At 74.5% G+C, this 17,327-nt stretch carries 12 protein-coding genes; all 12 read right to left on the bottom strand.

The genetic code is table 11. From position 1 onward, the window contains the following. Positions 1-112: 112 nt before the first annotated feature. The 12 genes from ACFWJ4_RS27110 to ACFWJ4_RS27055 all read right to left on the bottom strand — a co-directional run bounded on the left by ACFWJ4_RS27110 (position 113) and on the right by ACFWJ4_RS27055 (position 17,296). Complete coding sequence (locus ACFWJ4_RS27110; protein WP_380548051.1) at positions 113-1,015, bottom strand: phosphotransferase family protein; 903 nt, start codon at positions 1,013-1,015, stop codon at positions 113-115. Continuing rightward, positions 1,012-2,280: an MFS transporter gene (locus tag ACFWJ4_RS27105; RefSeq protein ID WP_380548049.1), complete on the bottom strand. Its 1,269-nt coding sequence runs from the start codon at positions 2,278-2,280 to the stop codon at positions 1,012-1,014. The genes ACFWJ4_RS27110 and ACFWJ4_RS27105 overlap by 4 nt, the downstream gene beginning before the upstream one ends. After that, a complete protein-coding gene (locus tag ACFWJ4_RS27100; RefSeq protein WP_380548046.1) occupies positions 2,277-4,910 on the bottom strand; it encodes a lantibiotic dehydratase in 2,634 nt (877 codons plus the stop codon). Before ACFWJ4_RS27100 ends, ACFWJ4_RS27105 begins: the two co-directional genes overlap by 4 nt. Then, on the bottom strand, positions 4,907-5,851 hold the full coding sequence (locus ACFWJ4_RS27095; protein ID WP_380548044.1) for a PHP domain-containing protein: 945 nt from the start codon (positions 5,849-5,851) through the stop codon (positions 4,907-4,909). The genes ACFWJ4_RS27100 and ACFWJ4_RS27095 overlap by 4 nt, the downstream gene beginning before the upstream one ends. 48 nt (positions 5,852-5,899) lie before the next feature. Then, positions 5,900-6,952 carry a hypothetical protein gene (locus ACFWJ4_RS27090; RefSeq protein WP_380548041.1) on the bottom strand — a complete coding sequence of 351 codons (1,053 nt, stop codon included), beginning with the start codon at positions 6,950-6,952 and terminating at the stop codon, positions 5,900-5,902. Beyond that, the gene (locus tag ACFWJ4_RS27085; RefSeq protein WP_380548038.1) at positions 6,949-8,043 is read right to left on the bottom strand and encodes an arginase family protein; all 1,095 of its coding nucleotides are present in this window, start codon (positions 8,041-8,043) and stop codon (positions 6,949-6,951) included. Before ACFWJ4_RS27085 ends, ACFWJ4_RS27090 begins: the two co-directional genes overlap by 4 nt. Position 8,044: 1 nt before the next feature. Then, the gene (locus ACFWJ4_RS27080) at positions 8,045-9,439 is read right to left on the bottom strand and encodes a B12-binding domain-containing radical SAM protein (protein WP_380548035.1); all 1,395 of its coding nucleotides are present in this window, start codon (positions 9,437-9,439) and stop codon (positions 8,045-8,047) included. A gap of 48 nt (positions 9,440-9,487) precedes the next feature. Beyond that, complete coding sequence (locus ACFWJ4_RS27075) at positions 9,488-12,058, bottom strand: lantibiotic dehydratase (protein ID WP_380548032.1); 2,571 nt, start codon at positions 12,056-12,058, stop codon at positions 9,488-9,490. Between the two features lie 288 nt (positions 12,059-12,346). After that, positions 12,347-13,576 (bottom strand): aminotransferase class I/II-fold pyridoxal phosphate-dependent enzyme, encoded by a 1,230-nt coding sequence (locus ACFWJ4_RS27070; RefSeq protein WP_380548054.1) that lies wholly within the window; start codon positions 13,574-13,576, stop codon positions 12,347-12,349. Positions 13,577-13,641: 65 nt separating this feature from the next. Beyond that, positions 13,642-14,793 carry an alpha-hydroxy acid oxidase gene (locus ACFWJ4_RS27065; RefSeq protein WP_380548029.1) on the bottom strand — a complete coding sequence of 384 codons (1,152 nt, stop codon included), beginning with the start codon at positions 14,791-14,793 and terminating at the stop codon, positions 13,642-13,644. After that, complete coding sequence (hppD, locus tag ACFWJ4_RS27060; protein ID WP_380548026.1) at positions 14,790-15,887, bottom strand: 4-hydroxyphenylpyruvate dioxygenase; 1,098 nt, start codon at positions 15,885-15,887, stop codon at positions 14,790-14,792. Before hppD ends, ACFWJ4_RS27065 begins: the two co-directional genes overlap by 4 nt. A gap of 149 nt (positions 15,888-16,036) precedes the next feature. After that, positions 16,037-17,296, bottom strand: coding sequence for an MFS transporter (locus ACFWJ4_RS27055; protein WP_380548023.1), 1,260 nt, complete (start codon positions 17,294-17,296; stop codon positions 16,037-16,039). Positions 17,297-17,327 lie beyond the last annotated feature (31 nt).

Genomic DNA, 17,327 nt, shown 5'->3' with positions numbered 1-17,327 from the left:
CGCCGACACATGTCGGCGAGGACCTCTCGGCGTTACTGCGGCTGTGGTCGTGGACGACCCCGACAGGCGGGTGCGAGCGGGTGATCCGGGTGTTCGGGGCCCCGTTCGGCCGCTACAGGGCGGTGAGGCGCAGGGCCAGGTCGCGGGCGTGGGTGGCGGCGGTGGGGCCGCGGGTGGGGTCGGGGGCTTCGGAGAGGAAGACCAGGGCGAGCATCAGGGCGGCGTCCAGGCGGCAGGCGAGGAGGCAGGGGTCGTCCTCGTCGGGGACGGGGGCGACGGTGGCGTAGCCGGCGCGCAGGGCGGCCAGGTCGAGGTCGTTCTCCGGGTAGCGGGCGTACTCGGCGAGGCGGCCGAACTCCAGGGCGGGGGTGCCGAGCAGGGCGTTCGACCAGTCGAGGAGGGCGGTGGTGCGGCCCCGGCTGCGGCGGATGTTGGAGCTGCGGACGTCGAGGTGGAGCAGGCTGGTCCCGGTGAGGGAGGAGAGGTGACGGGCCAGGAGGTCGGCGGCCGGGGGCTCGGGCAGGTCGTCGACGTGGCGGGCGAGTTCGGCCCAGCGGCGGCCTATCCGGGTGGTGAGGACGTCGACCGTGCTGCCGCCCTCGGCGGCGACGGGGTGCAGCCGCGGCGGCGCCACCTGGTGCAGCCGGGCAAGGAGTTGCCCGAGGGCGTGGGAGTCGAGCGGGGAGCCGTCGTCGTCGACGTAGTCGGAGAGCAGCACGTCGGGGGAGTTCGGGTCGTCGGCGAGGACCAGTTCCCGGGCCCGGGCGACGGGCAGGCCGTGCTCGGCGAGGTGCCGGGCGATGGCATGCTCCTGGACGAGCAGGGCGCGGGTGTCGACGTACGGGTCGTTGGCGTTGGAGTCGAACCGCCGGTGCGCGAGCCGTACGGCGACCGGCGCGCCGTCCCGGCCCCGGGCCCGGAAGACGGTGAACTCCAGTCCCTTGCCGACGAGTTCGAGGCCGCTCAGGCCCCACTGTTCGGCCAGTCGGTCCAGTACGGCGAAACGCTCGCTCATTGCGCATCCTCGGGAGTCTTGCGACGGTCGGTCACCCTGCTGTCCTTCAGCAGGGCGTAGGCGATCGGCAGGCAGGTCAGCAGGGTGATCGCGCCGCCGAGGGCGAAGGCGGCGCGCGGCCCGGCGGAGGCGCTCACCCGGCCGAAGACCAGCGCGCCGAGGGGCATCGTGCCCCAGGCGAAGAGCCGGTAGACGCCGGTGGCCCGGCCGAGCATCCGGTCCGGGATGATCGTCTGGCGCAGCGAGACGGCGACGACGTTCCAGACCATCAGGGCGAAGCCGGTGGCGCAGTAGGCGGCGGACACCACCCACACCCGGTCGGTCGCCCCCACCGCCAGGCCGGCGAGGCCCATCGTGGCCAGGCCGCCGACCAGCGCGGGGACCCGGCCGACCGCCGTGGACAGCCGGCTCGCGACCGTGCTGCCGATCACGCCGCCGACCGCCCCGGCGGCCAGCAGCGCCCCGTACGCGGAGTCCGGAAGCCCCAGCACGTCGTGCACCAGGATGACGAAGACGGCGATCTGGCCCAGGTAGACGGCGTTGATGACACCGGCGGAGACGGTCAGGGCGCGCAGCAGTGGATCGCGCAGGACGAAGGCGACGCCCTCGCGGATGTCCGCCAGCAGGCGGGGGCGGGGCTTTTCCGCAAGCGATCCGGGTTCGGGTTCGGATTCTGGGTCCGGGGCGGGTCCGCGGATGCCGCGCAGCAGCACCGCGGAGACCAGGAAGGAGACCGCGTCGATCAGCAGCGGAACGGCCCGGCCCACGGTGAACAGCACGCCGCCGACGACCTGCCCGAGCAGGTCGCGGCCGATCGTCTGGACGGCGAAGAGCCGGCCGTTCGCCGACTCCAGGCGTTCCTCGGGCACGACGCTCGGCAGCAGGGCGAAGGACGCGCAGTCGAACAGCACTTCGCCGACGCCCAGCAGGAAGGCGGCGGTGAGCAGGGGCCAGAAGGTCAGCCGGTCGGCGGCGAGCAGCACGACGGCGAGGACCAGCACCGCCGCGCGCAGCAGGTCGGCGAGGACCATCAGCAGGCGGCGTTCGAAGCGGTCGGCGTAGGCCCCGGCGGGCAGGGCGAACAGCAGCCAGGGCAGCGTGGTCGCGGCGGTGACGGCGGACACCTGGAAGGCGTCGTGCAGCACCGCGGTGGACAGCAGCGGCAGCGCGGCGAAGCGCATGCCGTCGCCGATCGCGGAGGAGGCCGCGGCGCCGATGACCCGGTGGTAGCCGGAGGCGGGACGGACGGCGGTGTCGGTGCTCACCCGCGCGGCTCCGGAAGGGATTCCGGCCCGGCGGGCGCGCTGTCCCAGGCGCCGGCGCCGTCCCCCGCCGAGAAGACGGCGCAGCGCAGTTCGCTGGTGTACCGGTGGCCGTCCACCTCCAGCCAGCGCTGGTCGGGGGCGGGCAGCATCTCGGAGATCTCCAGGGTGCCTTCGGCCCTGGCGGCCAGCCGGCCCAACTGCCGTACCAGCAGGGGGGACTCCCAGTCGACGTAGACCGGCTTCGGTTCGCCGGGGACCTTGACGAAGACGTGCCGGGGCAGCCGGTGTTCGGCGCGCAGCCGGCAGGCGGCGACGAACCGGGCGGCGTCGTCCCGGCCGGTCGGCCGGCCGAGGGCGGTGGTGTCGCGCAGCCGCTCGGCGGGGATGCGCCAGGTCTCGCGCTGCAGTACGACGCGGCCGCAGCGGATGCGCGGGATGTGCGCGAGGTGGGGGGCGTTCAGTCCGGCGCCGCCGAAGTGGCGGGGGAAGGCGAACGGGGAGAGCGGGTCCTGCCGGATGCTCGGGCCGCCGGCCGGGGGCGCCATCAGCCGCAGCCGGCCCTCGACGCCGCGGGCGCGCAGTTCCAGCCGGTCGCCGCGCAGCACCAGGTACAGCTGGGAGGGCTGCAGGACCCGGTCGCGGGTCTGCGCGGAGCGGCCGTAGACCTCCAGGTCGTGGCAGGGGTAGACGAGTTGGGTGGAGGACTTGTCGGGGTGGCCGCGGGACAGGTTGGCGAGGACCTCGTCGTCCGCGAGCAGGGACTGGTAGCCGCGGTACACCTCGGAGAGCAGTTCGGGGGTGTGCTCCTGGATCAGCGGGCCGAAGCTGGTGTGGGTGATGACCTCCCGCACCGCGTGGCAGTCGCCGATGACGGCGGTGAACCGGCCCTCGGCCAGGTCCTCCCGGCTCGCGGCGGCGAACAGGACGTCCGGGTCGCAGACGGCCGGCGGGCTGCTGGGCCGGCCGGCGAGGACGGCCGCCATCCGGTCCCGGTCCACCACGACCTCGGAGCGGTCCGGGTCGGTCGCGGCCCCGCCGAGCAGGGCGGCGCCGATCGCCCGGTCCAGTTCGGCGAGTTCGGCCTCGACGGCGAGGCACTCGCGGGCGATGGCGTCCCGGTCGCGGAAGAACTCGGCGTAGAGCACGTCCAGCGGGATCTCCACCCCGGGGCCGAAGCGCTCGGCCACCCACCGGGTGAGGATGACCAGTTCGCGCCGCATCCGCAGGCGCGGGCCGGCCAGCACGGTCTCGTACACGATGGACAGCTCGTCGGTGATGAAGCGGGCGAGGTCCGGGCCGACGGTCAGGTCGGCGGGCCGGCCGCGGGCCTCCTCGAACAGGATGCTGCGGTCGGCGTAGTGCAGGCCGCTGTTGCGGTTGGCGGGGCCGCCGGTCAGCTGCTCGAACCGGGCCTTGCCGGCGGCGAGCGCGGCCGCGCGGTCGGGCAGCGGCAGCCGGGCGAAGCGGGTCAGGTCCGCCTCGAAGCCGTCGATCGCGGCGAGCAGCGGGGCGGCCGGTTCGGCGGGGGCGGCGAGCAGCTGCTCGCGCAGGGCGGCCAGCGGCCGGTGGTCGCCGATCGGGATCTCGAACTCGACGACCACCCATTCGCGGTCGGCGAGTTCGGCGAGGGCCGTGTCGAAGGGGACGGGGCCGGGCAGCTCGTCCTGCCAGGCCTGCCGCAGTTCGCGCAGGGTGCGTTCGCCGTCGCAGTGCTGCCACAGCCAGGCCTCGTACGGTTCCACCGGCCGCCCGCCGAGGTGCTGGAAGTCCCAGTCGGTGTCCAGGCCGTCGCGGGTGGTGAAGGCGTACAGGTCGATCCGGCCGTCGCGCAGGAAGGACAGCGGGCGGCGCCGGGGCCGGGCGTGGTCGAGCAGGCCGGGGACGGCGGCGGCGCTCTGGGCGAGCTTCTCGGCGGCCCAGTGGCTGAACAGCGCGTGCCGTTCCAGCTCCCGCTCGCCGGTCCAGGTGATGCCGGGGGCGGTGCCGAGGCGGCCGGGGGTGAAGGGGCCGAAGTGCGAGTGGGTCTCGTTCTTGGTGGTGACCCGTTGGAGGTACATGGTGAGCAGGTCGGTCATCTTGCGGGTGCGCCGGCCGGTCGTGCCGTCGTGGCCGTCGAGCCAGGCGGCGAAGGTGGGGTAGGCGGAGTCGTTGGAGAGCAGCAGGACCTGCCGCAGGCGTTCGTCGCCGAAGGCCTCGACCACGGCGGCCCCGGCCCGGTCGAGGCGGTCCTGGTGCCGGGCGGCGAAGCGGGTCTGCTCCTCGGCGAAGTGCCGGGCGGCGTCCTGGTAGCCGCGCAGGGTGGCGGCCGCCTCGGCGGGTACGGCGGCGGCCGCGGCGGCGAGCGCGGGCTCGGGGACGGGCAGCAGGAAGCCGGCCGGGGAGGAGAGCCGGGCGGCGCCGGGCACCGGGTGCCGGCGCAGGGCGGCCTTGAACTCCTCGGCCAGCGCCTTCAACCGCTGCCCGTGGGCGACGAGTTCGCGGGCCTCCTCGGCGGCGGCCGGGTCCGCCAGGGGGGCGAGCAGTTCCATCGGGAAGCCGGCCTGGCGGAGCACGACGACCGGCGCGAGCTGCCAGGCGACGCGCGCACCGGGCTCGGTGGTGGTGGTCCGGGGGTCGTTGACGGTGGTCACAGCCTCACCTGGGGACTCGAGTGGACGGGAGGGCGCCGGTCGTGCAGGGCGTCCAGGACGGCGAGCGGGTCGGTGGGGAGCGCGGGCAGCAGGCCGGGGCCGGTCGCCCAGGGCTTGACCCGCACCCCGTGGTAGTCGGACCCGGCGGTGGCGACCAGGCCGAGCCGCCCGGCCGCCGCGGCGAGCCGGGCGCTGTCGGCCGGGGTGTGCCAGCTGGTCCACACCTCCAGCCCGGCCAGGCCGGCCGCGCGCAGCGGTTCCAGCAGCGCCGCGCACTGCGGGGCGTCCAGGCCGGTGGTGAGCGGGCCGGGGTGGGCGAGGACGGCGACCCCGCCCGCCTGCTCGATCCAGGACAGCACCTCCACCAGGTCGGGGTTGACCGGGTGTTCGACGTGCAGCGGCCGGCCGGGCCGGCACCAGTCGGCGACGAGGCGGGCGAAGCGGTCGTCGCCCTCGCGGTACGGGGCGAACCGGGGGTCGTCCTCGGCGGCCTCCAGCAGCAGGGCCAGGTAGTCGTTGACGTAGGCGACCCGGTCGCCGCCGAGGCGCCGCTCGACGTCGGCCCGGGCGAGCGGCACCCCGAGGGCCTGCGCCCGGTCGGTCCAGGTGCGCCACCAGGCCAGTTCGGCGTCGTGGACGCGCCCGATCCGCTGCCGGAACGGTTCGTCGCCGGGGTCGACGAAGTAGGCCAGGCAGTGGGTCTCCTCGCCGCGCCAGCTGGTGGTGATCTCGCAGGCCGGTACCACGGTGAGGCGCCCGCCGGCGGCCCGCTCGAAGGCGGCGACGCCCGCGAGGGTGTTGTGGTCCGTCACGGCGGCCACCCGCAGGCCGGCCTCGACGCACCGCCGGGCCAGTTCGGCCGGCGCCTCGTCGCCGTCCGAGTGCCGGGTGTGCAGGTGCAGGTCGACCGGGGTGGCCAGGGTGGCGGGCGCGCCCCGCATCAGCAGGCCCCCCGCATCGGCTGGGTCCGCATCAGCAGGCCCCCCGCATCAGCGGGCTCCGGGCAGGGTGCGCCGCCAGGAGGCGGCCAGCCAGCGCTCGTACTCGGGGCCGGACGGGTCGTCCACGACCAGGCAGAGCGGCTCGATGATCCGCCCCGCGCCGCCGGCCAGGCCGCCGTGCAGCATGGTCAGGTTGTGGCCGAGCAGCAGGTCGCAGTGCTCGCCCGGGGCGAGCACCTCCCAGCGGCGGCGGAACCGCGCCCAGGTCAGGCCGGTGGCCATGAGCACCTGGTGGCAGAAGAGCCGGGCCGCCTCGCCCCGGCACTCGCCGCACGGACAGCCGTGGGCCAGCGGCACGGCGGCGGGGAAGCGCCGGCGCTCCTCCTTGGTCAGCACGGCCTCGCCGTGGTGGAAGGACAGGCCGTGCCAGAGCGGCTCCTCCAGTCCGAGCATGGCGCCCACCGAGGGGTAGGCGCAGCCGTGCTCCGGCTGGCGCTCCAGGCCGCGGGCCAGGTTGTCGCCGAGCCAGCGCGCCGCGGTGGCCGCGGCGTCCGGCCCCCGGTCGATGCCGCGCCGCTCCAGCACCTCGTCGATCACGCCGAGCCAGTCGTAGTACGTGGTGACGCTCAGCCCCTCGCCGACCTCGGGCAGGAAGATGCCCTGGTACATCTTGTGCGCGGGGGTGGTGGTGTACCCGGAGTCGCCGTAGGTGCGCCGGGCCGGGTCCCAGTCGGGGGCGTCCTGGAGGCTGGGCGTCAGGTACGAGCAGTGCTGGCCGTCGTGGTGGGGCAGCAGGGTCCGGGTGGCGCAGCCCTCGGGCACGTAGGTCTGCTGCGCCCGGTCGACCTCCAGCCGCATCCGCGCGGGGGCGCCGCGGGCGATCAGCGTGGTGCGGACGCGTTCGACGATGGAGGTGGACAGCCGGCGGCTGTCCTCGACCCCGAGCCGCAGCCGGCCGATCCGGAAGACCGCCCAGCCGGTCCGGTGGATGACCTCGACGGCCTCGGCGGCGAGGGCGTCCAGTGCCCGCTCGCGCTCGGCGGGGGCGTCGGAGAGCAGCGGGGTGCAGTCGAACCGCGCTTCGTGGGGGGTGAATCTCACCGGTGCTCCTGGGGTGCGGAGGGGGTGCCGGGGGCCCAGGGCGCGAGTTCGGCCGGGGCCACGTCGGTGCGGAACAGGAACTCGAAGAGCAGTCGGGCGGCGATCTGGGCGGTGCCGCCGGACGGGTCGTAGCGGGGCGCGATCTCGGCGATGTCGACGGCGCCGACGGGCAGCGCCCGCAGCTCCTCGTAGACGTCGAGGAGGTCGCCGATGCCGATGCCGCCCATGGTGACGTGTCCGGTGCCGGTCGCCGCGGCGCTGTCGAGCACGTCGATGTCGAGGGAGACGTAGACGGTGTCGCAGCGCGAGCCGAGGTCCTCGATCACCGGGCGCAGGGCCGCGGCGGCGCCGTCCCGGGTGATGGAGGAGCCGGGTACGACGTGGAAGCCGCTGTCGAGCAGGCCGCGGAACTGGTCGTACTTGGTGACGTCCCCGACGCCGACGAAGGCGATGTCCTCCGGGCGCATCTGCGGGATCTCGCTGATCCGGCGGGAGTTGGAGCCGTGGTACAGCGGACCGTGCAGGGTGCTCCAGTTGCCGAAGTCGAAGTGGTGGTCGATGTTGATGAACCCCACCCGGCCGGCGCCGCGGTCGAGCCGGCCGGCGCGGAAGCCGGCGAAGGTGGGGAAGGTGCAGGAGTGGTCGCCGTTGAGGAAGATCAGGCGCGGGGCGTTGCAGCTCAGGCGGCGGCTCTCGGCGGCGACGGCCTGGAAGGTCTTCACCGTGTCGGTCGGGTAGATGTGCAGGTCTCCGGCGTCCGCGACGCTGGGCGCGTGGTAGCGGAAGGTCTGCCCGGTGCGGGTGTCCAGCATCCGCCACTGGCCGAGGCTGGTGAGGTAGCTGGAGAAGACCAGGCTGGCCTGGCGGATCGCCCGCGGCCCCTCCGCGGCGCCCGGGCGGGAGCTGGCGGTGGCGTCGAAGGGCACGCCGGACACCACCCAGCCCGTCTCGCCGACGTCCACCTGGTCGGCGGTGGTGGTGGGGGCGCCGAACAGGGTGCCGACGCCGGCCCAGCCCGGCAGCGGGTCCTGCTCGAAGTCCTCGGGCTTGACGCTGTTCCGGAGCGCTTCGAAGTCGGGGAGCTCGGTCATGTCAGTCCTCCTGCACGGCGGACGCGGCGGGCACGCCGGGCGCCGTGGGTGCGGTGGGCGCGGCGGGCGGGGTGGGCGCGGCGACGGGCAGCGGGGTTCGGATGACGTCGTGCGCGGCGGCGATCTTCTCCTGGAACAGGTCCCAGCTGGCCTCGGGGGACAGGTGCCGGGGCCGGTAGACGACCGGGGCGTCCTCCCGCCAGTCGGCGAAGTCCCAGTTGAAGATGCGCTCGCGCAGCCTGGGGAAGTCCGGGGTGAGCGGGTACGGCACGAAGTTGTACAGGTTGAAGAGCCACAGCGCCGATTCGTTCTCCCGCATCCAGGCGACGGTCTGGCCGTGCGCGGCCTCCGTCTCCTCGTCGAGGCCGCCCATCATGTTGAGGACGATCTTCAGCCCGGCGTCGCTGAGTTGACGGATCTTCGAAGTGTAGTCGTCCAGGCCGCGGGAGAGCTTGTTGAGCCGCTTCAGCATCTGCGAGTCGGCCGACTCGAAGCCGAGCTCCACGGCGACGACGCCGAGTTCGAGCATGGCCTCGACGATCCACTCCTTCACCTGCATCACGTGGGTCTGCACGATGAAGCGGTAGCCGGGGCGGTCGCGGAAGACGTCCAGCAGGTTGCCGACGGCCTCGCGGGACTGGCCGAAGGTCTTGTCGCCGATGTAGAAGAGCCGGGTGTCGGGGAACCGGGTGGTCAGCTCGTCCACTTCCTGGGCGAGCGCGTCCTTGGCGACCAGGGTGAGCTGCTTGCTCCAGGCGTCGCCGCAGAACGAGCACTGGTACAGGCAGCCGTGGCTGGCGTTGAGCCGCAGCAGCGGCACCCGGCCGTGGTAGCCGCCGAGGTGGCGGTAGTCCGGCGCCCAGGTGATCCGGTCGGAGACCAGGCCGGGCAGCAGGGGCTTCTCCAGGCTGCCGCCGGAGCCGGAGGCGAGTTCGACGAGGCGGCGCACGAAGCCGGCGTCGAGCTGGCCGCGGTGCACGGCGTGCACGGCGCCGTCCGGGGCGAGCGGGGCCATGTTCCCGCCGAGGACGACGCGCCGGCCGGCGTGCTCCAGCCGCTTGGCCACCTCCAGGGCGAGGCGGAGGTTCTGGGCGAGCGGGGACATCAGGACCAGGTCACCGGGGGCGGTCGCGTCCAGCAGCGGTTCGGCGCAGTCCTCCGGCTCGGCCGGGGTCCTGGACAGGTCGCGGAAGACGGAGTCGAGCCCCGCGGTGTTCAGCAGGGCGGTCAGGTGGGCGACCCACAGCGGCATCTCCCACAGGCCGTCGGTCGGGATGAAGTACTCGGGCAGCAGGGCCCGGAAGCGCCGGTCGTAGTCGTCGTAGTAGCGCGACAGGTTCGGGTCGGGGTCGTGGCTGGAGGGGAAGGGCAACTGGACGATGCAGCTCTTGGTCATGAGCGGTGCCTTCGGTCGGTGAGGGCGTGGGTCCTCGACGTGGAGCACTCAGTGGGACCGGCGCGAGAAGACCGCACAACGCAGCTCGCTGGTGTGACGTTCTCCGTCGATGTCGAGCCAGAGGTGCTCCGGGGCGGGGAGCATTTCGCTGAACTCCAGGGGGGCGGCCGTCCTCCGGGCGAGCCGGAGGACCTGCCGGACGATGAGGGGGGACTCCCAGTCGACGTAGACCGGTTTCGGCTCGCCGGGGATCTTCAGGAAGCCGTGGCGCGGCAGGCCGAGGTCGCGGCGGAGCCTGCGGGCGGCGGCGAACTCGGGGGCGTCGCCCTTGGACCGGTGGACGCCGGGGCTCCAGCCGCGCAGCGCCTCGGCGGGGATGCGCCAGCGTTCCCGGTGCAGCACGATCCGGCCGCAGCGGATGCGGGGCACGTGGTCGCGGTCCCGGTCGCGGATGCCGACCCCGCCGAAGTGCCGGGGGAAGGCGAACGGGGAGAGCGGGTCCTGGCGGATGCTGGGGCCGCCGGCCAGCGGGGCGAGCAGCTTCAGCCGGCCCGCCAGGCCGTGGGCGCGCAGCTCCATCCGGTCGGCGGTGGCCACCAGGTACAGCCGGTCGGGCCGCAGGACGTCGCCGCGGGCCTTCGGGGAGAGCCCGTACACCTCCAGGTCCGGGCAGGGGTAGGTGAGTTGGGCACCGGTCTTGTCGGGGTGCGAGCGGGAGAGGTCGACCAGCACCTCGTCCTCGTCGAGCAGTTCCCGGTACCGGGTGTGGATCTCGTCCAGCAGCTCCGGCGCCTCGGCCTGGAGCATCGGGGCGAAGCTGGAGTGGGTGAGCGCCTCGCGCACGGCGTGGCAGTCGCCGACGACGGCGAGGAAGTCGCCGCGCGCGATCGCGGCGGCGTCCGGCGCGGCGAGCATCACGTCCGGGTTGCACAGCGCGGGCGGGGTGTCCGGGTGGCGGGAGAGGAGCTCCTCCAGCCGGGCCCGGTCGACGACGCTCTCGGGACGGCCGTCCTCGGCGCCGTCCAGCAGCAGGGCGACGACCTCGCGGTCGAGCGCCTCGATCTCCCGGTCCACCTCCTCGCACTGCGCGGCGAGGCGCGGCTTGTCGGCGAAGAAGGCGGCGTAGAAGTCCGGCAGCGGTACGGGCGTGCCGAGGCCGAAGCGCCGTGCCGTCCAGTGCCGCAGGACCTCCAGTTCGCGGCGGATCCGCAGCCGGGGGACGAGCAGGGTCAGGTCGTAGACCGCGGACAGCTCGCGGCCGATCAGCCCGGTGACGTCCGGGCCGAGGACGACGTCCTCGACCGGGCTGTACGCCTCCTCGTAGAGGATGCTCCGGTCGGCGTAGTGCCGGCCCTCGGAGCGGTTGGCCGCCGACCCGGTGACCTCCTCGAAGGCCTCCTTGAGCTCGCCGAGCAGGGCCGCGCGCCGCACCGTCGGGCCCTCGGCGAAGCGGCGCAGCCCGTCTTCGAAGCGGCGCACCACGGCGAGGTCGGGGGAGTCTTCGGCGAGGTGCCCGGCGAGCGAGCGCAGCACGTCGGTGGACCCGATCGGGATCTCCCAGCGTCCGATCAGCCAGTCCTGGTCGACGAGTTCGGCGAGCACGTGGTCGAAGTCGAGGTCGGCCGGGCGGTCCGGGCGTTCGGCCCAGGCGGCGCGCAGCCGCGCCACCGTGCGTTCCCCGTCGCAGTGCTCCCAGAGCCAGGAGCGGTGGGTGTCGAAGGTGTCGGACTTCACCGCGACGAAGCGCCAGCCGTCCGGCATGCCGGTGGTGGACTCGAACGCGTACAGCCGGACCAGGGGGCCCTCGGCGAAGGCGAGCGGGCGCCGTCGGGGGCGCACCGTCTCGAAGGCCTCCGGCCGGGCGCTGAAGACCTCGGCCATCGCCTCGCCCGCCCAGTGGCTGAGCAGGGCGATCCGGCGCAGCGGGCCGGTGGACCAGGTGATGCCGGTGGCGGCGGTGCCCTCGGGGGCCGCCCGGGCGACGGCGAGGGGGCCGAAGTGCGAGTGGGTCTCGTTCTTGGTGGTGACCCGCTGGAGGTACATGGCGAGCAGGTCGGTCATCCGTTTGACGTGTCCGTCCGACCCGGTGCCGCCGCCGGCGATCCAGGTGGTGAACTCCTCGAAGCGGGCGTCGTTGGACAGCAGCAGGACCTGCTGGAGGGAGGGCTCGCGGAACAGGTCCACGACGGTCCGGCGGGCCCGGGCGAGGGCGGCGCCGTGCTCCTGTTCGAAGGCCTTCCAGTGGCCGTCCAGGGCCTGCACCGCGTCCTGGTAGCGCTTGGCCGAGTCCAGGGCGGCGGGGCCGAGTTCGGCTTCGAGTCGGGCGAGGTCGGCGGGCGGGAAGGGGCGGAGCATGCCGACGCCGGAGGCGAGGTCGCCCCGGGTGCCGGCCTGCTCCGCGCGCAGGGCGGCCTTCAACTCCCGCCCCAGTTCGACGGCTTCGTCCCGCAGGGCGAGGACGGTGTCGGCGGCCCGGGCGGTCGGACGGTCGACGACGCGGTCCAGTAGCGAGAGCGGGTAGCCCGCGTGGCGCAGCATCGCGACCGGGGCGAGCGACCACCCCCGGCCGCCGCCCTGCGCGGGTTGCACGGTGTCGGGGCGCTGCCTTGGCTCGTCCATGATCGTCCCCTCATGGCTGACTTGATCACGACAGTTCGTGACCATACCCAGACGTCGAGAGGTCTTTCAATAACGATGTGGTCAACCCGTCGGGTTCCGGCCGGAACTGACCGGTCGACAGCCGAAACTCCGAGGTCGTGCAGTGGGGCTGGGCCATTGGGATGGCTTCAGTGGGACTCATTCGTCCGGAAATTGACGACGGATCAGGTACCGGGTCGGTCGCGGCACGAGCCGTCGGGGCCGGACGCGCCGGAGGGGCGCCCCGGGCGGGGCACCCCTCCGGGTGGGTCAGGACTGCGCGGCGAGCAGCGCGGCCAGCCCGTCCAGCCCCCGGTCGAGGGTGGCCGGGTCGACCTGGCTGACGGAGAGCCGCAGCTGGTGCTCCCCGCCCGCGCCCGGATAGAAGTGCGACATCGGGGTCCAGATCACCCCGTACTCCGAGGCCGAGCGCTCCAGCAGCGCGTCGTCCACCACGCACGGCACCGTGAGCACCAGGAAGAACCCGCCGCGCGGCTCGTTCCAGGTCACCCCGCTGCCGGGCGGGAAGCGCTCGGCCAGGCCCTCCAGCACCAGCGAGAGGTTGCGCCGGTAGAGCGCGGCCACCTCGGTGTTGGCGGCCCGCATGCTGTGGCCGTGCTCCAGCAGCGCGCCGCCGATCACGGCCTGGGCGATCGGCGAGGTGTTCACCGTGGTCATGCTCTTGATCATGCCGAGCAGGTCGGCGAACAGCTCGGTGCCTCCCCGCCCGTCCGCCACCAGCTGGTCTGCCACCACGTAGCCGACCCGGGCGCCGGGCAGCGCCGTCTTGGCGAAGGAGCCGAGGTGGACCACCCGCCGCTCGGTGTCCAGCGCCTTGAGCGAGGGCAGCCGCTCGTCACCGGCGAAGACGCAGTACGGGTTGTCCTCCAGCAGCAGGAAGTCCTCCTCGGCGGCCAGCGCCAGCAGCTCCCGGCGCAGCTCCAGCGGCAGGCTGGCCCCGCTCGGGTTGGCCACGTCCGGCACCAGGTACAGCGCCCGCGGACGCAGGCCCTCGGCGCGGGCGGCGGCCAGCCGGCGGCGCAGGTCGGCGAGGTCCACGCCGTCCGGACCGTCGGCCACCGCCCGCACCGGCAGGTCGGCGAGCAGTGCCGCGCCGGTCAGGCCCACGTAGGTGGGGGAGACGGCCAGCACCACGTCCTCGGGGCCGCGGCGCAGCGCCCGCAGCACCAGGAACATCGCCTCCTGGCAGCCCACCGTCACCACGATCGACTCGGCGGGCACCTCGATGCCCTCGTCCGTCGCGAGGTGGGTGGCGATCAGGTCGTGGATGATCCCCTTGGTCCGCCCGTACTGGAGCACCTGGCGGCGGGCCGCCTCCTCGCTCAGCCCGCGCTCGGTGCGCAGGTGGTCGAGGTAGCGGTCCAGGTGGCGGTGGACGGCGTCCAGCTCGAAGAACTGCTCGGCCGGGCGCCCGGCCGCGAAGGAGACCGCCTCCGGGTAGCGGATGGAGATCTCGTTGAGCAGGTTCATCGAGGTCATCGCCGGGTCGGCGAGGGAGGTGTGCAGGCCCGCCAGCAGCAGGTCGTGCGGTGCGGCGATGGTGGTCACGGGGTGCTCCAGGTGGTGCCGGGCAGGGTGGTGGTGCGCAGTTCGGCGGCGGCCCGCAGGTCGGCGCAGCCCGCGAGGCCGAGCGCGTGCCGCAGCTCGGCGGCGAGCAGGTCGAGGACCTCGGTGCAGCCCGCCTCGCCGCCGGCGGCCAGGCCCCAGATCAGCGGGCGCCCGAGCAGGACCCCGGAGGCGCCGAGGGCCAGCGCGGTGAGGACGTCCGAGCCGCCGCGCACCCCGCTGTCCATCAGCACCTGGCAGTCCTCGCCGGCCAGCGCCTCGGCGACGGCCGGCAGGACCGTCACCGCGGGCACGGCCCGGTCGAGCTGGCGGCCGCCGTGGTTGGAGACCACCACGGCCGCGGCGCCGATCCCGGCGGCCCGCCGTGCGTCGGCCGGGTCGAGCACGCCCTTGACCACCAGCGGCAGTTCGGTCTCCCCGCGCAGCCATTCGAGGTCGGCCCAGGTGACGCCGGGGGAGAGCAGTTCGGCGGTGTGCGCGGCCACCGCCGAGACGGCGGCGGTGGACTCGTGCGCCCGCCCGGCCGCGCCGCCCTCCAGCAGCGCCGCGCGGACGTCGGCGGGCAGCGCGAAGGCGTTCCTGGCGTCGCGCAGCCGGCGGCCCATGTACGGGACGTCGGCGGTGACCACCAGGGCCTCGCTGCCGGCCTCCTCGGCGGCCCTGACCAGGTCGAGCAGCCGGCCGCGGTCGCGCAGCCAGTACAGCTGGAACCAGAGCGTGGCGCCGGTCCCCGCCAGCTCCTCGAAGCCGACGCTGCTGAGCGTGCCGACGGTGAACGGCACGCCCGCGGCCGCGCAGGCGCGGGCCGAGGCCAGCTCGCCCTCCGGGTGGAACAGCCGGTGGTAGGCGACGGGCGCCACCGCCACCGGCAGGGCCGCCCGGCTGCGCACCAGGGTGGCGGCGGTGTCCCGGGTGCTGACGTCGGTCAGCACCCGGGGCACCAGGCCCACCCGGTCGAAGGCGGCCCGGTTGGCGGCGAGGGTCAGTTCGCGTTCCGCGCCGCCCTCCAGCCACTCCCAGACCTCGGGCGCGAGCGCGGCCCGGGCCCGGTCGGCGTACTCCGCGACGGACAGCACCGGGCGCCCGGCGGCCGGGCCGGCCGGTGGAACGCTTCGGACGGACGCGCTCATCCGGCCACTTCGCCGGCGTTGCGCTGCAGCTCCACGGCCTCGTAGAGGGCGCGGATGTTGTTGCTGCCGAAGTTGCGGGCCCGGATGCGCTCGATCACCTCGAAGAAGTAGGTGTTCCGCGGGTGCTGGGAGCGGGTGAAGATCTGGAACAGCTGGCCGTCGTGGTCCTGGTCGACCAGCAGGTTCAGCTCGCGCAGCTGCTCGAAGGAGTGCCGCAGCGGCGTCAGACGGTCGGGCAGCGCGTCGTAGTAGGTCTGCGGGGTGCGCAGGAACGGCACGCCGCGCTCGGCCATGGTGGCGACGGAGTGCACCGCGTCCTCGGCGGCGAAGGCGACGTGCTGGACCCCGGCGCCGCCGTGGCCGGCCAGGAAGGAGGCGATCTGGCCGCCCGCGTCCGCGGTGAGCGGCTCGATCAGGGTGAGGGTGACACTGCGGTCGGCGCTCTGCACGACGGCCGAGTCCATGCCGAGCGTGCCGACCTCGACCCGCTCCTCGAAGATCGTCCGGAAGCCGAAGACCTCGCGGTAGCGGTGCTCGGTCTTGCGCAGCTCGCCGAACGGGATCAGGACCGCGAAGTGGTCGACGGAGCGCAGGCCGACCTCGCCCTCGCCGGTCAGTGCGGCCGGGTCCGGCAGGCCGGGGATGCGGCCGGCGGGGACCTCGGGGCCGCGCTCGACCAGGGTGTGCACCACGTCGCCGAAGGCGTCGACGACCGCGGTGACGCAGCCGTCCGCGGCCTGCGGCTCGCGCAGGGCGGCGGCGCCGCGGGCGGTCAGCGTGCGGAACGCGTCGGTGGCGTCCGGCACCCGCAGGCCGAGGGCGCCCACGCCGTCGCCGTGGCGCTCCAGGTAGCCGGTGGCGGGGTGGCCGGCGGCCAGCGGCTGGGTGATCAGCAGCCGGATGCCGGACTGGCCGACCAGCGCGGACAGGCAGCGCTCGGCGCCGTCGCCGCGCTCGGTCGGCGGGACGAGCAGCTCGAAACCGTACTCCGTGGTCAGCTTGGCGGTCTCGGCGCCCAGGTCGGCCACGTAGAACTCGACGTGGTCCAACTCGACGGGGATCGGGGTGACGGCGGGCGAGGAACGGTCGGTCATCTGAGGAGCTCTCTCGTGAGGAGGAACGGGAGGGTGCTGAGGGGCGATCGGGCGGGCGGACGTGCTCGGCGGTGCGGGCGTTCGGGTGGTGCGGACGTTCACGTGGTACGGAGTTCGGGCGGGCGGGCCGGTGGGCCGGCCGGGGCCGGTCAGGTGGACTGGAGGTCCTTGGCGTCCTCCGGCTCGGCCGGGCCGTCGCCCTCGGACGCGTCCTCGGGCTCCGGCGGCTCCGTCGGGGCCTCCGGCTTGCCGATCAGATGGGCGGCCGCGAGCAGCGCGCCGACCACCATCACGCCCAGCACCACCCGGAAGTCCAGGGCGGCCACCAGACCGGAGCCGACGCCCACGGCCAGCGCCTGCGGTGCGGTGAGCGAGAGGTTGACGGCCGCCTGGGCGCGCCCCATCAGCTGCGGCGGGGTGGACGCCTGGGCGGCGGTGGCGAGCCCGACCAGGGCGGCCGGGATGCCCGCGCCCGCGATCACCAGGCCGGCCGACACCACGTACAGCGACGGGGCCAGCAGCAGGACGATGCCGAGGCCGAACACCGCCGATCCCGCCATGACCGTCCGGCGCGGTCCGAGCCGGCCGATCAGCAGGCCGCCGACCACCGAGCCGACCAGCGCGCCGACCGCCTCGGTGGTCTCCAGGACGCCGAGGAACTGCGGCGAGCGGTGCAGCCCGTGCTGGGTCAGCGCGAACAGCACCGGCTGGAGCAGGCTCAGCACGAAGCCGGCGCCGGCGGTGGCCACCACCAGCGGCCGCAGCCCGACCGAACCGCGCAGGTGGACGAAGCCCGCCAGCACCTCGGTACGCCAACGCAGGCCCGAGGGCTCCGGCTTGACCTCCGCCACCCGCAGGGTGAGGAAGCTCAGTGCCGCCAGCAGCAGCACGGCGAGGTCGGCCACGGCCACCACGTGCCCGCCGAACCAGCCGTAGAGCCCGGAGCCGAGCAGCGGTGCCACCAGCGTGGTGCCGGCTCGGGCGCTCTGGGTCAGTCCGGCCGCCGCGCCGAAGTCCTGACGCTCCGTCAGGATACTGCGCAGCAGCGCGCTCTGCGCCGGGGCCAGGACGGCCCCGGCCAGACCGCAGACCGTGGCGGTGCAGTAGATGATCCAGACCGTGTCCCGGCCGTCGACCAGCAGCAGCGGCAGCAGCGACACCGCCACCGCCAGGTTGACCCCGACCAGCAGCGGCTTGCGCCGGACCCGGTCGGCGAGCAGGCCGCCGAGCGGCAGCAGCAGCAGGGGCGCGGAGAAGCAGAACAGCACCAGACCGGCGGCGGAGTTGCTGCCGGTCAGCACCTTGGCCCAGATGCCGAGGGCGATGGAGAGGGCGCTGTCACCGAGGACGGACAGGGTCTGCCCGGCGAGGTAGCGCCGGAACTCCGGGCGGGCCAACAGCGGGTGCATGGCGGTTCCTTCGCTGCGCCGACGGCGCTTC

Source organism: Kitasatospora sp. NPDC127067 (assembly GCF_042724755.1).
Taxonomy (GTDB): domain Bacteria; phylum Actinomycetota; class Actinomycetes; order Streptomycetales; family Streptomycetaceae; genus Kitasatospora; species Kitasatospora lactacystinica.
This window is presented reverse-complemented; position numbering and strand designations above follow the sequence as displayed.

What these genes read in the sequence shown, in the direction of transcription:
- ACFWJ4_RS27075 (WP_380548032.1), bottom strand. Translation starts at nt 12,058, where the DNA reads ATGGACGAGCCAAGGCAGCGCCCCGACACCGTGCAACCCGCGCAGGGC.
- ACFWJ4_RS27070 (WP_380548054.1), bottom strand. Translation starts at nt 13,576, where the DNA reads ATGACCTCGATGAACCTGCTCAACGAGATCTCCATCCGCTACCCGGAG.
- ACFWJ4_RS27080 (WP_380548035.1), bottom strand. Translation starts at nt 9,439, where the DNA reads ATGACCAAGAGCTGCATCGTCCAGTTGCCCTTCCCCTCCAGCCACGAC.
- ACFWJ4_RS27065 (WP_380548029.1), bottom strand. Translation starts at nt 14,793, where the DNA reads ATGAGCGCGTCCGTCCGAAGCGTTCCACCGGCCGGCCCGGCCGCCGGG.
- ACFWJ4_RS27055 (WP_380548023.1), bottom strand. Translation starts at nt 17,296, where the DNA reads ATGCACCCGCTGTTGGCCCGCCCGGAGTTCCGGCGCTACCTCGCCGGG.
- hppD (WP_380548026.1), bottom strand. Translation starts at nt 15,887, where the DNA reads ATGACCGACCGTTCCTCGCCCGCCGTCACCCCGATCCCCGTCGAGTTG.
- ACFWJ4_RS27095 (WP_380548044.1), bottom strand. Translation starts at nt 5,851, where the DNA reads ATGCGGGGCGCGCCCGCCACCCTGGCCACCCCGGTCGACCTGCACCTG.
- ACFWJ4_RS27110 (WP_380548051.1), bottom strand. Translation starts at nt 1,015, where the DNA reads ATGAGCGAGCGTTTCGCCGTACTGGACCGACTGGCCGAACAGTGGGGC.
- ACFWJ4_RS27085 (WP_380548038.1), bottom strand. Translation starts at nt 8,043, where the DNA reads ATGACCGAGCTCCCCGACTTCGAAGCGCTCCGGAACAGCGTCAAGCCC.